Genomic DNA, 14,633 nt, shown 5'->3' with positions numbered 1-14,633 from the left:
CCACCCCGTATGTCCGGACCTCACCCGAGGAGCACCGTTGAGCACTGAGACCCCCCGCCGGACCCGATTCAGACTCGGGTCCGGTCAAGCCACCAGAACCAGAGCCGTCGCGGGCCTCACCGCACTGCTCCTTCCCCTCGCCGCCATGGTCGCCATGGCCTCCCCCGCCGAGGCGGCGACCTCCGCCACCGCCACGTACCTCAAGAAGTCCGACTGGGGCAGCGGCTTCGAGGGCCAGTGGACGGTGAAGAACACCGGCTCCACCTCCCTCAGCTCCTGGTCCATCGAGTGGGACTTCCCCAGCGGCACCGGAGTCGGCTCCGCCTGGGACGCCACCGTCACCCACACGGGTAACCACTGGACCGCCAAGAACGTCGGCTGGAACGGCACCATCGCCCCCGGCGCCAGCGTCTCCTTCGGCTTCAACGGCACCGGCTCCGGCAGCGGCGCCGCCACCAACTGCACGCTGAACGGCGCCTCCTGCGACGGCGGCCCGACCGTTCCCGGCGACAACGCCCCCTCGGCGCCGGGCACACCGACGGCGAGCAACATCACCGACACCTCGGCGAAGCTCAGCTGGGCCGCGGCCACCGACGACAAGGGCATCAAGAACTACGACGTCCTGCGGGACGGCGCGGTCGTCGCCACGGTCACCGGCACCACGTACACCAACACCGGCCTGAGCGCCGGCACCGACTACTCGTACACCGTGCAGGCGCGTGACACCGCCGACCAGACCGGCCCGGTCAGCGGCGCGGTCAAGGTCCACACCACCGGCGGCGGTGGCGGTGACGACGGCGGCAACGAGACCGGCGACAAGGTCAACCTCGGTTACTTCACCGACTGGGGCGTCTACGGCCGGAACTACCACGTCAAGAACCTGGACACCTCCGGTTCGGCCGCGAAGATCACGCACATCAACTACGCCTTCGGCAACGTCCAGGGCGGCAAGTGCACCATCGGCGACTCGTACGCCGACTACGACATGGCGTACACCGCCGACAAGTCCGTCGACGGCGTCGCCGACACCTGGGACCAGCCGCTGCGCGGCAGCTTCAACCAGCTGCGCAAGCTCAAGGCGAAGTACCCGCACATCAAGGTCCTGTGGTCCTTCGGCGGCTGGACCTGGTCCGGCGGCTTCGGCCAGGCGGCCCAGAACCCGGCCGCGTTCGCCGAGTCCTGCTACAACCTGGTCGAGGACCCGCGGTGGGCCGATGTCTTCGACGGCATCGACATCGACTGGGAGTACCCCAACGCCTGCGGTCTGACCTGTGACACCAGCGGCCCGGCCGCGCTGAAGAACATCACCTCGGCGCTGCGTACCAAGTTCGGCAGCAACAACCTGGTCACCGCGGCCATCACGGCCGACGGCTCGGCCGGCGGCAAGATCGACCTGGCCGACTACGCGGGTGCCGCGAAGTCGCTCGACTGGTACAACGTGATGACGTACGACTTCTTCGGCGCCTGGGACGCGAAGGGCCCGACCGCCCCGCACTCCCCCCTCACCTCCTACAGCGGCATCCCGCAGGCCGGCTTCAACTCCGCCGACGCGATCGCCAAGCTGAAGGCGCAGGGCGTCCCGGCCTCCAAGCTGCTGCTCGGCATCGGCTTCTACGGCCGCGGCTGGACCGGCGTCACCCAGGACGCGCCCGGCGGCACCGCCACCGGCGCCGCCCCCGGCACGTACGAGGCGGGCATCGAGGACTACAAGGTCCTCAAGAACAGCTGCCCCACCACCGGCACCATCGCCGGCACCGCGTACGCGCACTGCGGCACCAACTGGTGGAGCTACGACACCCCCGCCACCATCGGCTCCAAGATGACCTGGGCCAAGAACCAGGGCCTGGGAGGCGCGTTCTTCTGGGAGTTCAGCGGGGACACCAGCAACGGTGAGCTCGTGAGCGCGATGAACAACGGTCTCAAGTAACGACCGAGGCTCAACCCCCCGAAAGACGCCGGGGAGACAGGTCCGCCCCCTGTCTCCCCGGTTTTCGGCGTTCCCCTACGCGGACGCCTCGTCGATCATCGCCTGGACACCGTCCAGGATGCCGTCGAGGCCGAAGTCGAGCGTCTCGGTGCCGCTCGGCTCGAAGGCCCCCTCCGCGATGGCCCGGGTGAGCGCCGGGAACCGGACCGCTTCCTGGACCTGATGCCGACCCGGGTCCGTCCGGCGATCACGAGCCGGCCGGCCGACGCCTCCTAGGCGACGTTGACCCTCTGGCCGGGAGGGGCCGCCTCCAGCCAGGCGAGGAAACCGGTCAGCGCGTCCTCGCTCATCGCCAGCTCCAGGCGGGTCTCCCGGTGGAGACAGCCGAGCACGATGGCGTCGGAGAGCAGCGCAAGCTCCTCCTCGCCCTCCGGCATGCGACGGGCGACGACCTCGATCGCGGACCGCTCGAGCACCCGGCGCGGACGCGGCGAGTAGCTGAAGACCCGGAACCAGTTCACCCTGTCGCCGCTGTACCGGGCGACGCCGTACACCCAGCCCTTGCCGGACAGGTCGGGCTCCTCGGGTACGTTCCACCGCAGGCTGCAGTCGAAGGTCCCGCCCGAGCGCTGGATCAGCCGCCGGCGCAGACCGAAGACGAAAAGTCCCACTGCCACCAGTGCGACGACCAGCCCGCCCACCCACAGCGCGAGGAACATCTCCACCGACCTCCTCGCGTCTTCGAGTTAACGGATACCGCCCGGAACTTCACCTGCATCTGCATCGCCTCAGCCGCGACACGGTCCGGAGGGGTCTCCGGCACGGGCCGCGGCTGAGGGTGAATCCATGTCGTGAGGTGGCTAGTGTGCCGCCACCGCACGCAGTCGCACTTCGGCGCGCCGCTCGGAAACGGCGTCCGTGTCCGACTTCGCACGTTCCAGCGCACGCTCGGCGCGCTGGACATCGATCTCGTCGGCAAGCTCGGCGATCTCGGCGAGAAGCGAGAGCTTGTCGTCCGCGAACGAGATGAAACCGCCGTGCACCGCGGCGACGACGGTACCGCCGTCGCTCGTACGGATCGTCACCGGGCCCGATTCCAGCACACCCAGAAGCGGCTGGTGACCGGGCATGACGCCGATGTCGCCGGACGTGGTGCGCGCGACGACCAGGGTGGCCTCGCCGGACCAGACACTGCGGTCCGCGGCGACCAGCTCGACGTGCAGCTCAGCAGCCAAGGGTGGCTCCTCGGGTCACCACCCGGCGGTCGTGCCGGGTGTTGGGTCAATTCTACGGGGCGTGGTGAGGGGGACGGGACGCACCCGCCCCCCTCGGTGAGCCGGGGGCTCAGGAGACGCCGAGCTCCTTGGCGTTGGCCTTCAGGTCCTCGATGCCACCGCACATGAAGAACGCCTGCTCGGGGAAGTGGTCGTACTCCCCGTCACAGATCGAGTTGAACGCGGCGATCGACTCCTCGAGCGGAACGTCCGAACCGTCCACGCCGGTGAACTGCTTGGCGACGTGGGTGTTCTGCGACAGAAAGCGCTCGACGCGACGGGCACGGTGGACAACGAGCTTGTCCTCCTCGCCCAGCTCGTCGATACCGAGGATCGCGATGATGTCCTGGAGGTCCTTGTACTTCTGCAGGATCCCCTTGACACGCATGGCGGCCGCGTAGTGGTCCGCCGCGATGTACCGCGGGTCGAGGATGCGGGACGTCGAGTCCAGCGGGTCCACGGCCGGGTAGATGCCCTTCTCGGAGATCGGACGGGAGAGAACCGTCGTCGCGTCGAGGTGGGCGAAGGTGGTCGCCGGCGCCGGGTCGGTCAGGTCGTCCGCGGGGACGTAGATCGCCTGCATCGAGGTGATCGAGTGACCGCGGGTCGACGTGATGCGCTCCTGGAGCAGACCCATCTCGTCGGCCAGGTTCGGCTGGTAACCCACCGCGGACGGCATACGGCCGAGCAGGGTGGACACCTCGGAGCCGGCCTGGGTGTACCGGAAGATGTTGTCGATGAAGAAGAGCACGTCCTGCTTCTGCACATCGCGGAAGTACTCCGCCATGGTCAGACCGGCCAGGGCGACGCGGAGACGGGTCCCCGGCGGCTCGTCCATCTGGCCGAAGACGAGCGCCGTCTTGTCGATGACGCCGGACTCGGCCATCTCCTCGATGAGGTCGTTGCCCTCACGGGTACGCTCACCGACGCCCGCGAACACCGACACACCGTCGTGGTTGTTGGCGACGCGGTAGATCATCTCCTGGATCAGCACGGTCTTGCCGACACCGGCACCACCGAACAGACCGATCTTTCCACCCTTGACGTACGGGGTGAGGAGGTCGATGACCTTGACGCCGGTCTCGAACATCTCGGTCTTGGACTCGAGCTGGTCGAAGTTGGGCGCCTTGCGGTGGATCGGCCAGCGCTCGGTGACCTCGGCCTCGGCCTCGGGCTTGTTCAGGATCTGGCCGAGGGTGTTGAACACCTTGCCCTTGGTGATGTCACCGACGGGGACGGTGATGCCCGTGCCCGTGTCGGTCACCGGGGCCTGGCGGACCAGACCGTCGGTGGGCTGCATCGAGATCGCGCGGATCACGCCGTCACCGAGGTGCTGGGCGACCTCGAGCGTCAGCGTCTTGAGCTTGCCGTCCTCGGCCGGGTCGGCCACCTCGACGGTCAGCGCGTTGTAGATCTCCGGCATCGCGTCGACGGGGAACTCCACGTCGACGACCGGGCCGATGACCCGGGCGACGCGGCCCGTGGCAACGGCCGTCTCAACTGTGGTCGTCATTACTTGTCACTCCCCGCGGTCGCGTCGGCCAGCGCACTGGCACCACCGACGATCTCGCTGATTTCCTGGGTGATTTCGGCCTGGCGGGCCGCGTTGGCAAGCCGGGAGAGCGTCTTGATGAGCTCACCGGCGTTGTCGGTGGCCGACTTCATCGCGCGGCGGCGGGCGGCGTGCTCGGAAGCAGCGGCCTGCAGCAGCGCGTTGTAGATACGGCTCTCGACGTACCGCGGAAGCAGGGCGTCGAGGACGTCCTCCGCCGACGGCTCGAAGTCGAAGAGCGGCAGGATCTCGCCCTTGCCGTCCTCCTGCTCCGTGGCACCGAGACTGAGCGGCAGCATCCGGTCGTCGACCGGGTTCTGCGTCATCATCGACACGAACTCCGTGAAGACGATGTGCAGCTCGTCGACGCCGCCCTCGGCGGTCTCCTTGGAAACCGCCTCGATCAGCGGGGCAGCCGCCCGCTTGGCATCCGCGTACGTCGGGCTGTCGGTGAAGCCGGTCCACGAGTCCGCGACCTTGCGCTCGCGGAACCCGTAGTAGGCCACACCCTTGCGGCCGATCACGTACGTGTCGACCTCCTTGCCCTCACCGCGCAGCCGCTCGGTCAGCTTCTCCGCGGCCTTGATGGCGTTGGAGGAGTAACCGCCGGCCAGACCGCGGTCGCTCGTGACGAGCAGGATCGCGGCCCGGGCCGGGGACTCGGCCTCGGTGGTCAGCGGGTGCTTGGTGGTGGAGCCGCCCGCCACCGCGGTCACCGCACGGGTGAGCTCGGTCGCGTACGGCGTCGACGCCGCCACCTGGCGCTGCGCCTTGACGATGCGCGAGGCGGCGATCATCTCCATCGCCTTGGTGATCTTCTTCGTGGCGGTGACGGAGCGGATGCGGCGCTTGTAAACGCGAAGCTGAGCGCCCATCGATCAGCCCTCGCCCAGGAGCTTGCCGTCCGAGGTCTCGAACTGCTGCTTGAAGGCGGCGACGGCGTCGGCGATCGCCTGCAGCGTGTCGTCGGACATCTTGGCGCCCTCGCGGATGCTGGTGAGGAGGTCCTTGCGCTCGCGGCGCAGGTACTCCAGCAGCTCCGACTCGAAGCGGCGGATGTCCTCGACCGGGACGTCGTCCATCTTGCCGTTGGTGCCGGCCCAGACGGAGACGACCTGCTCCTCGACCGGGAACGGGGCGTACTGCGGCTGCTTCAGCAGCTCGACCATGCGCTTACCGCGCTCCAGCGAGGCCTTCGAGGCCGCGTCCAGGTCGGAACCGAAGGCGGCGAACGCCTCCAGCTCGCGGTACTGGGCGAGGTCCACGCGGAGCCGGCCGGACACCTGGCGCATGGCCTTGTGCTGGGCGGAGCCGCCGACGCGGGAGACCGAGATACCGACGTTCAGAGCCGGACGCTGACCGGCGTTGAACAGGTCGGACTCCAGGAAGCACTGGCCGTCGGTGATGGAGATGACGTTGGTCGGGATGAACGCCGACACGTCGTTCGCCTTGGTCTCGACGATCGGGAGGCCCGTCATCGAACCGGCACCCATGTCGTCGGAGAGCTTGGCGCAGCGCTCCAGCAGACGCGAGTGGAGGTAGAAGACGTCGCCCGGGTAGGCCTCGCGGCCCGGCGGACGGCGCAGCAGCAGGGACACGGCGCGGTAGGCGTCGGCCTGCTTCGAGAGGTCGTCGAAGATGATCAGGACGTGCTTGCCGGAGTACATCCAGTGCTGACCGATGGCCGAGCCGGTGTACGGCGCCAGGTACTTGAAGCCGGCCGGGTCGGACGCCGGGGCGGCGACGATGGTCGTGTACTCGAGCGCGCCGGCCTCTTCGAGGGCACCGCGCACGGAGGCGATGGTGGAGCCCTTCTGACCGATGGCGACGTAGATGCAGCGCACCTGCTTGTTCACGTCGCCCGAGCGCCAGTTGTCGCGCTGGTTGATGATCGTGTCGACGGCCAGGGCGGTCTTGCCCGTCTGGCGGTCGCCGATGATCAGCTGACGCTGGCCGCGGCCGATCGGCACCATCGCGTCGACGGCCTTGTAGCCGGTCTGCATCGGCTCGTGCACCGACTTGCGGACCATGACGCCAGGGGCCTGCAGCTCGAGGGCGCGGCGGCCGTCGGTCGCGATCTCGCCGAGACCGTCGATCGGGTTGCCGAGCGGGTCGACGACGCGGCCGAGGTAACCCTCGCCGACGCCGACGGAGAGCACCTCACCGGTGCGCTGCACCGGCTGGCCCTCCTCGATGCCGCTGAACTCGCCGAGGACGATCGCACCGATCTCGCGCTCCTCGAGGTTGAGGGCGAGACCGAGGGTGCCGTCCTCGAACTTCAGCAGCTCGTTCGCCATGGCGGAGGGCAGGCCCTCCACCTTCGCGATGCCGTCGCCGGCAACGCTGACCGTACCGACCTCCTCGCGCGAGGCCGCGTCCGGCTTGTACGACTGGACAAAGTTCTCCAGCGCGTCCCGGATCTCCTCCGGCCGGATCGTGAGCTCCGCCATCTGGGTTCCCTGCTCTCCTTGTTGGGCCCGAAGTTTCTTAAGGGGGTCTGGGGGCCGACCCCCAGGAATCTTCTGCAGTTTCTGCACGGCCCAACCGGGCCGCTGGTCCTGCTCTGTTCTGTTGCGCTGCGCTTGTGTCAGCCGGCCATGCGGCGGGTCGCCTCGTCGAGGCGGTCCGCGATGGTGCCGTTGATGACCTCGTCGCCGACCCGCACCGCGATCCCGCCGAGGACCGCGGGGTCCACGTCGAGGTTCAGGTGCATCTGCCGGCCGTAGATCTTCGCCAGGGCCGCGCCCAGGCGCTGCTTCTGCCGGTCGCTGAGCGGCACCGCCGAGGTGACGATCGCGACCATGCGCTCCCGGCGCTCCGCGGCGAGCTTGGAGAGGGAGTCGAGTCCCGCTTCCAGGCTACGTCCACGCGGCTGGGTGACAAGCCGCACGACGACGCGCTCGGTGGTGGGCCGCACCTTGCCGCCGAGCAGGCTGCGGAGCAGCTCGCCCTTGGCGGCGGGGGTCGCGGTCCGGCTGGTGAGCGCGGCGCGCAGACCGGTGTCCGAGGCGACGATGCGGCCGAACCGGAAGAGCTCGTCCTCGACGTCGTCCAGGTCGCCGCTGCGCTGGGCGGCGGTGAGGTCGGCGGTGTTCGCCAGTTCCTCGACCGAGTCGACCAGGTCACGCGACTGCGACCAGCGCGAGCGGACCATGCCGGAGACCAGATCGACGGCTTCGCCGCCCACCTGGCCGCCGAGCAGGCGGCCTGCCAGCTCGGCCCTGGCCTCGCCCGGCTGCGCCGGGTCGGTCAGGACCCGGCGCAGCGACACCTCGCGGTGCAGCAGCGCCGTGACGCCGGCCAGGTCCTCGGCGAGCTTCGCCGCGTCGACCGACGTGTTGTCGGTCAGCGCGTCGAGACGCTCGCGTGCGGCAGCCAGTGCCTCGCGGCTCGCGCTGTTCATCGGACGGCCTCGGCCTTCGCCTCGAGCTCGTCGAGGAAGCGGTCGACGGTGCCACTCTGCCGGGCGTGGTCCTCCAGGGACTCGCCGACGAGCTTGCCGGCCAGGTCGGTGGCGAGCTTGCCCACGTCCTGGCGCAGCGCGGCGGCGGCCGCCTTGCGGTCGGCCTCGATCTGGGCGTGGCCGGCGGCGAGGATCTCGTCGCGCTGGCGCTGGCCCTCGGCGCGCATCTCCTGCAGGATCACGGCGCCCTGCTCCTGCGCCTCCTGGCGCATACGAGCGGCTTCGTGGCGGGCCTCGGCGAGCTGAGCCTTGTACTGCTCAAGAACGCTCTGGGCCTCGGTCTGGGCCGCATCGGCCTTCTCGATACCGCCTTCGATGGCCTCGCGGCGCTCTTCCAGAACCTTGTTGATGTTCGGGAGGAGCTTCTTGGCGAGGAAGCCGAAGACGATGAGGAAGGCGATGAGGCCGATGACGAGCTCGGGGATCGGCGGGATGAGAGGGTTTTCCATCTCCTCCGCAGCGACCGTAAGCAACTGGCTCACATCAGTGCCTTTCGTCTAGTGGGCTGGTCGTGGATCCGAAGATCACGGGCCGTAGACGAACGGCATGACCAGACCGATGAGGGCGAGCGCCTCACAGAAGGCGAAGCCGAGGATCTGGTTGGCGCGGATCAGGCCGGCAGCCTCGGGCTGACGGGCGAGGGCCTGGGTGCCGTTACCGAAGATGATGCCGACGCCGACGCCGGGGCCGATGGCGGCGAGGCCGTAACCGATGGAGCCGAGGGAGCCGGTGACGGCAGCAAGGGTCTGGGACATGCCAGTTCTTCCTTCTCTTTCACGGACCGGTGGGGGTTGGCCACCGGACGACTTCAGGGTCGGAGCGCGGGATGCTCAGTGGTGCTTGGCGAGCGCGCCCTGGATGTAGGTGCAGGTCAGGAGCACGAAAACGTACGCCTGCAGCGCCTGGATGAAGAGCTCGAAGGCGGTCATCACGATGGTCATCACGAAGGACACGCCGGCATAGGCGAACCCGATGCCGTTGAGCAGGTACCAGCTGGCGAGCGTGAACAGCAGCAGCAGCGTGTGGCCGGCGAACATGTTCGCGAACAGTCGGACCGCGTGGGTGAAGGGCCGCACCAGCAGGTTCGAGAACAGTTCGATCGCGGCGGCCAGGTACGCGACCGGACCGAGCGACTTGTCGTAGCCCGTGAAGTTCTTGAACGCCCCGACGAAACCGTGCCGCTTGAACGTCAGGCTGACCCAGACGATGTACACGATCGCCGCCAGCACCGCCGGGTACGCGATGATCGACGTCACCGGGAACTGGGCGACCGGGATGATCGACCAGAGGTTCATCATCCAGACGAAGAAGAACAGCGAGACGACGAGCGGTACGTACTTCTCGCCCTCGCGCTTGCCGATCGTCTCGTGGACGATGCCGCGGCGGATGAAGTCGTATCCCGTCTCGGCGACCATCTGCAGCTTGCCCGGGACGACCTTCGGCTTGCGGAAGGCGGCCCAGAAGAAACCGACGATGACGATCGAGCCGAGCAGGGCCAGCAGCATCGGCTTGTTGAAGTACAGGTTGCTGTCCGCGTCGCCCCAGAGGGGTTCGAACAGGAACGAGTGCAGGCCGGGTGCCGGGAAACCACAACCGTCGAAGATGTGGCAATCGGTCTCGAAGGCGAGCACCTGTGTCGGGTCAGCACTCACCGCGGGCTCCTTCAGCGTGGCGCATAGGTACGGCAACCTCGTTGTGTCGGCGCGGCGCACAGCCGCGGTTCGGCACTGGACTGGTGTTTCGGATGTGTGAGCGGCAGTCAGGCATGTGAGCCTCGCGATCGAGCAGGCGTCAGCTCACATGCACGCGCCCGCAGTGCCGCAGTTGGAACCGGACGATAGCAGGGTCCTGAACTCGCCTTTATCCCGCCCCTACCCTTCACGATCGAGGCCCTGATTTGTTGGGCTTCTCGCTCTTGTCGGACTCCGACTCGGGCTCCACGTAAAGGATCTTGGCCTTCATGTGCGCACGCGCCTGCGCCCCGATCCACACGAGGGTCGTCACGACCAGCGTGAGGGCGAAGGCCTTCGGGTTGAACGCCGTGGTGTTCTTGAACGCCGCGACGAAGATGAAGAGCAGGAGCAGCTGAGCCGTGTAGAGCATCAGCCCCATGGCCTGGAAGAGGTGCGGCAGGGACTTGGCGGTCCGCTGCAGGACCATGAGGCCGATCCCCATGAAGACGATGACCACGACCGTCGCGACGACCGCTCCCAGAGCCCCCTTGCCGCCGGCAACGCCCGCGCTGACCGCGGCGGCGATGGCGCCGGCGGCAGCGGTGGGCACGGCGGCGTGAAGGAGAGTCCGGACGTCGCTGGACGGCATGGGGCAGCTCCGCTTGAAGGGGGGTGGGCGATCTGTCGTCAGGGGACGAGCGTAGGGCCGGATCGAGTCGATGCCTTTCGGTCCAATGGACCGCGTTACTCAGGCCCTTCGGCTCAACCACCGGGTTCGTGAACGGTATCACAAACTATTTGATGAGGTCTTTACCAAGAAAGTGTGGTTGCCATCACACCTGAGTGTGAACCTGCGCGCGTGAGCGCCCGTGACGGCGGATTGTCCTGTAATGGGGGCTTATTTCCGTGCGGAATCCAGGGCCGCAGCCCCAGTCAACATCGCGCAGCACGTGTGCGCTCCCACGAGCTACATGAGACAAGCGGCGCTCCCCCGCGGGCACCAAGTGCCTTACCCGGAAGCGCTGTCGGCTCAGCGGTGCGTGGAGCCGGCCTTGCGTCGGTCCGCGAAGCGTGAGCGGGAGCCGATCGCGGTTGCCCCGTTGGCGCCCGATACGCCTGCGGCCAGCGGGGCCTGTGGGGCGGGCTCGCGTTCCTCCTGCCCCTTCTGGGTGTCCGGGGCCGCCTGGGGGCCCTCGGCGGCCTCAGCGGGCGCCTCATGGCTCTCCGCGGCCCCCGGTTCCTCCCCCCGACGCCGTCTGCGGCGGTAGCGCGGCGGCACGAAGCTCTCCGCCCAGCGCGGGGCGCGCGGGGTGAAGCGGGGCATCAGCAGCAGGATCAGGCCCAGCGCGCTCAGGCCCACGATGACCAGGACGATCCACATCGACGTCGAGTGCACCGAGTACCCCACCGCGCCGAAGGCGATCAGCGCCGACCAGAAGTACATGATCAGCACCGACCGGCTGTGCGAGTGGCCGATGTTGAGCAACCGGTGGTGCAGGTGGCCCCGGTCCGCCGCGAAGGGCGACTGGCCGTTCCAGGCGCGCCGCACGATCGCCAGCACCAGGTCCGCCGCCGGGATGGCGATGATGGTCAGCGGCAGCAGCAGCGGGATGAACACCGGGAGCATCGCGTGGGTCGCCTGGCGCTCACTGCCCTCGAAGATCTTCATGGTGTCCGGGTCGACCTGCCCGGTCACCGAGATCGCGCCGGCCGCGAGCACCAGGCCGATGAGCATCGAACCCGAGTCGCCCATGAAGATCCGCGCGGGGTGCATGTTGTGCGGCAGGAAGCCGAGGCACATGCCCATCAGGATCGCCGCGAAGAGCGTCGCCGGGGCGGCGGCCTCGATGGTGTGCCCGTACCAGAGCCGGTAGGTGTACAGGAAGAACGCGGCGGCGGCGATGAGCACCATGCCGGCCGCGAGCCCGTCCAGACCGTCCACGAAGTTGACCGCGTTGATCGTGATGACGACCAGCGCCACGGTGAGCAGCGTGCCCTGCCACGGGGTGAGGGCCACGGTGCCGACGCCCGGGATCGGCAGCCACAGGATGGTGAGGCCCTGGAGGACCATGACGGCGGCGGCCAGCATCTGCCCGCCGAGCTTGATCAGGGCGTCGATCTCGAACTTGTCGTCCAGGACGCCGATCAGCCAGATCAGCGCCGCCCCGGAGAGCAGTGCGCGCGGTTCGCTGGACAGCTCGAAGACGCCGTCGAGGTTGGCCAGGTGGTTGGCGACGATCAGCCCCGCGCACAGCCCGCCGAACATGGCGATGCCGCCGAGCCTCGGGGTCGGTTCGCGGTGGACGTCGCGCGCGCGGATCGCGGGCATCGCCCCGACCGCGATGGCGAACTTGCGCACCGGACCGGTGAGCAGATAGGTCACAGCGGCCGTGACACAGAGTGTCAGCAAGTAATCACGCACGGGCTGCCCCACAAATATCGCCGGCCATCTCAGCCCACACCTTAACTACGTCGGTCCCATGGTTGAGGACACGGAACCCGCCGCGATGGTTGCGCGGAGGAGGTCAGCGGGGCTCGGAGACGCCGGTCAGCGCGGTGACGACCGGGTCCAGCGCCTGGCTGATCTCGTCGCCGATGGACCGGAAGAACGTGATCGGGGCGCCGTACGGATCGTAGACCTCGTCGGCCTCCGCGGTGGGCGCGAGCAGCCAGCCGCGCAGGGCGGCGGCGGCCCGGACCAGGGCGCGGGCGCGCTCGACGACGCCCTCCTCGCCGGCGTCGGGAAGGGTCGCCGGGTCTATGGCCCGGACGAGCCGGGTGAACTCCTTGAGCGTGAACGTACGCAGTCCGGCGGAGTGGCCCATGGAGATGACCTGGGCGCGGTGGTCGCGGGTGGCGGTGAGCACGAGATCGGCGCGGATCACGTGCTCGTCCAGCAGCTCACGGCCGGTGAACCCGGTGGCGTCGGCGCCGAAGTCGGCGAGCACCACTTCGGCGTTGGCCTCCATCGGGGCGCCCTCGTGACCCCAGGTGCCGGCGCTCTCCACGATCAGCCCGCCCTGGAGGGGGTCGCCGAGCCGGTGCACCAGGGCGTGCCGGGTCAGCCGCTCGGTGATCGGCGAGCGGCAGACGTTGCCGGTGCTGACGTGGAGGATGCGGAAAGTGTCGGGCAGCCCCGCTATGCCACGCCCCTCGGGGGCGGTCAATTGGCCACCTCGAGGTCGGGTACCACCTTGCGCAGCTCCTCGGCCGAGAGCGCCCCGGCGCGCAGCAGGACGGGCACCTTGCCGGTGACGTCGACGATCGAGGACGGCACGATGCCGGGGGTCGGGCCGCCGTCGAGGTAGACGGAGACCGAGTCGCCGAGCATCTCCTGGGCGGCGTCGCAGGTCTCCGGCGAGGGGTGGCCGGTGAGGTTGGCGCTGGAGACGGCCATCGGGCCGGTCTCGGTGAGCAGCTCGATGGCGACCGGGTGCAGCGGCATCCGGACGGCGACCGTGCCCCGGGTGTCGCCGAGGTCCCACTGCAGCGAGGGCTGGTGCTTGGCGACGAGCGTCAGGGCGCCCGGCCAGAAGGCGTCGACGAGCTCCCAGGCCTGCTCGGAGAAGTCGGTGACCAGGCCGTGCAGGGTGTTCGGGGAGCCGATGAGGACCGGCGAGGGCATGTTGCGGCCCCGGCCCTTGGCCTCCAGGAGGTCGCCGACGGCCTCGGAGCTGAAGGCGTCCGCGCCGATCCCGTACACGGTGTCGGTGGGCAGCACGACGAGTTCGCCGCGGCGGACGGCCGACGCGGCTTCGCGCAGCCCCGTCGCGCGGTCCGTCGCGTCGTTGCAGTCGTATCGCCGTGCCATCAGCCGGCCTCCTCAAGCGTGTACGGGTAGGGCTGGTACGGGTGGACGGCCCCGGTCACGGCATCGCCTTGCGGGCCGTGGCGAAGCGGGGGCGCCGGTTGAGGTCGGGGTGGTCTGCCGCGTCGGCCCAGCCCCGCTCCTCGGTGAAGATCCAGGGCACCTGGCCGCCCTGGGTGTCGGCGTGCTCGATGACGACGAGGCCGCCGGGGCGCAGCAGGCGGTGCGCGGTGCGCTCGATGCCGCGGATGGTGTCGAGGCCGTCCTCGCCGGAGAACAGCGCCATCTCGGGGTCGTGGTCGCGGGCTTCGGGCGCCACGTACTCCCACTCGGTGAGCGGGATGTACGGGGGGTTGGAGATGACCAGGTCGACCTGGCCGTCCAGCTCGGGCAGGGCGCTGAGCGCGTCGCCGCGGTGGACGGTGACGCGGGAGTTCTCGGCGTTCTTCCGGGTCCACTTCAGGGCGTCCTCGGAGAGCTCCACGGCGTGCACGCGGGAGCGCGGGACCTCCTGGGCCATGGCGAGGGCGATGGCGCCGGAGCCGGTGCACAGGTCGACGATCAGCGGCTCGACGACGTCCATCGCGCGGACGGCGTCTATGGCCCAGCCGACGACCGACTCGGTCTCGGGGCGGGGCACGAAGACGCCGGGTCCGACCTGGAGCTCCAGGTAGCGGAAGAAGGCGCGTCCGGTGATGTGCTGGAGGGGTTCGCGGGCCTCGCGGCGGGCGATCGTCTCCCAGTAGCGGGCGTCGAAGTCGGCGTCCGGCACGTTGTGCAGCTCGCCCCGCTTGACGCCGTGCACGAACGCGGCGAGTTCCTCGGCATCGAATCTCGGTGAGGGAACACCGGCGTCGGCCAGCCGCTGGGTGGCCTGGGCCACCTCGGCGAGCAGCAGGTTCATCGCGGTTCTCCGTACGGGTTCAGAGCGGGGCG

15 protein-coding genes are annotated in these 14,633 nt (G+C 69.1%); 1 reads left to right on the top strand and 14 read right to left on the bottom strand.

All coding sequences use genetic code 11. The features are described from left to right. Positions 1-37: 37 nt before the first annotated feature. Positions 38-1,927 carry a glycosyl hydrolase family 18 protein gene (locus tag OG242_RS22850; protein WP_405899923.1) on the top strand — a complete coding sequence of 630 codons (1,890 nt, stop codon included), beginning with the start codon at positions 38-40 and terminating at the stop codon, positions 1,925-1,927. Between the two features lie 272 nt (positions 1,928-2,199). On the opposite strand, the gene OG242_RS22845 is transcribed toward OG242_RS22850, so the two are convergent. The 14 genes from OG242_RS22845 to prmC form a co-directional block, all read right to left on the bottom strand. Next, complete coding sequence (locus OG242_RS22845) at positions 2,200-2,646, bottom strand: DUF2550 domain-containing protein (RefSeq protein ID WP_405901701.1); 447 nt, start codon at positions 2,644-2,646, stop codon at positions 2,200-2,202. A gap of 141 nt (positions 2,647-2,787) precedes the next feature. Then, on the bottom strand, positions 2,788-3,162 hold the full coding sequence (locus OG242_RS22840) for a F0F1 ATP synthase subunit epsilon (RefSeq protein ID WP_329028985.1): 375 nt from the start codon (positions 3,160-3,162) through the stop codon (positions 2,788-2,790). A gap of 109 nt (positions 3,163-3,271) precedes the next feature. After that, positions 3,272-4,714: a F0F1 ATP synthase subunit beta gene (atpD, locus tag OG242_RS22835; protein WP_405899922.1), complete on the bottom strand. Its 1,443-nt coding sequence runs from the start codon at positions 4,712-4,714 to the stop codon at positions 3,272-3,274. Then, positions 4,714-5,628: a F0F1 ATP synthase subunit gamma gene (locus OG242_RS22830; protein WP_405899921.1), complete on the bottom strand. Its 915-nt coding sequence runs from the start codon at positions 5,626-5,628 to the stop codon at positions 4,714-4,716. Before OG242_RS22830 ends, atpD begins: the two co-directional genes overlap by 1 nt. Before the next feature lie 3 nt (positions 5,629-5,631). Continuing rightward, positions 5,632-7,203 (bottom strand): F0F1 ATP synthase subunit alpha, encoded by a 1,572-nt coding sequence (gene atpA / locus OG242_RS22825; protein WP_405899920.1) that lies wholly within the window; start codon positions 7,201-7,203, stop codon positions 5,632-5,634. Between the two features lie 137 nt (positions 7,204-7,340). After that, positions 7,341-8,156, bottom strand: coding sequence for a F0F1 ATP synthase subunit delta (locus OG242_RS22820; RefSeq protein ID WP_405899919.1), 816 nt, complete (start codon positions 8,154-8,156; stop codon positions 7,341-7,343). Continuing rightward, positions 8,153-8,698, bottom strand: a complete 546-nt coding sequence (locus tag OG242_RS22815) for a F0F1 ATP synthase subunit B (protein ID WP_405899918.1) — start codon at positions 8,696-8,698, stop codon at positions 8,153-8,155. The genes OG242_RS22820 and OG242_RS22815 overlap by 4 nt, the downstream gene beginning before the upstream one ends. 42 nt (positions 8,699-8,740) lie before the next feature. Next, positions 8,741-8,971 carry an ATP synthase F0 subunit C gene (atpE, locus tag OG242_RS22810; protein WP_030768902.1) on the bottom strand — a complete coding sequence of 77 codons (231 nt, stop codon included), beginning with the start codon at positions 8,969-8,971 and terminating at the stop codon, positions 8,741-8,743. Between the two features lie 75 nt (positions 8,972-9,046). After that, positions 9,047-9,883 (bottom strand): F0F1 ATP synthase subunit A, encoded by an 837-nt coding sequence (atpB, locus tag OG242_RS22805; protein ID WP_405901700.1) that lies wholly within the window; start codon positions 9,881-9,883, stop codon positions 9,047-9,049. 211 nt (positions 9,884-10,094) lie between these two features. Continuing rightward, positions 10,095-10,538, bottom strand: coding sequence for a hypothetical protein (locus tag OG242_RS22800; RefSeq protein WP_405899917.1), 444 nt, complete (start codon positions 10,536-10,538; stop codon positions 10,095-10,097). Positions 10,539-10,919: 381 nt separating this feature from the next. After that, positions 10,920-12,323 carry an MraY family glycosyltransferase gene (locus OG242_RS22795; protein ID WP_405899916.1) on the bottom strand — a complete coding sequence of 468 codons (1,404 nt, stop codon included), beginning with the start codon at positions 12,321-12,323 and terminating at the stop codon, positions 10,920-10,922. A gap of 91 nt (positions 12,324-12,414) precedes the next feature. Beyond that, entirely contained in the window at positions 12,415-13,056 is a 642-nt protein-coding gene (locus tag OG242_RS22790) for a protein-tyrosine-phosphatase (RefSeq protein WP_405899915.1), read from the bottom strand. Next, complete coding sequence (locus OG242_RS22785) at positions 13,053-13,700, bottom strand: L-threonylcarbamoyladenylate synthase (RefSeq protein WP_405899914.1); 648 nt, start codon at positions 13,698-13,700, stop codon at positions 13,053-13,055. Before OG242_RS22785 ends, OG242_RS22790 begins: the two co-directional genes overlap by 4 nt. Positions 13,701-13,755: 55 nt before the next feature. Beyond that, entirely contained in the window at positions 13,756-14,601 is an 846-nt protein-coding gene (gene prmC, locus OG242_RS22780) for a peptide chain release factor N(5)-glutamine methyltransferase (RefSeq protein WP_093706161.1), read from the bottom strand. Positions 14,602-14,633: the final 32 nt, after the last annotated feature.

The organism is Streptomyces sp. NBC_00727 (genome assembly GCF_045161745.1).
In the GTDB taxonomy this organism is placed as follows: domain Bacteria; phylum Actinomycetota; class Actinomycetes; order Streptomycetales; family Streptomycetaceae; genus Streptomyces.
This window is presented reverse-complemented; position numbering and strand designations above follow the sequence as displayed.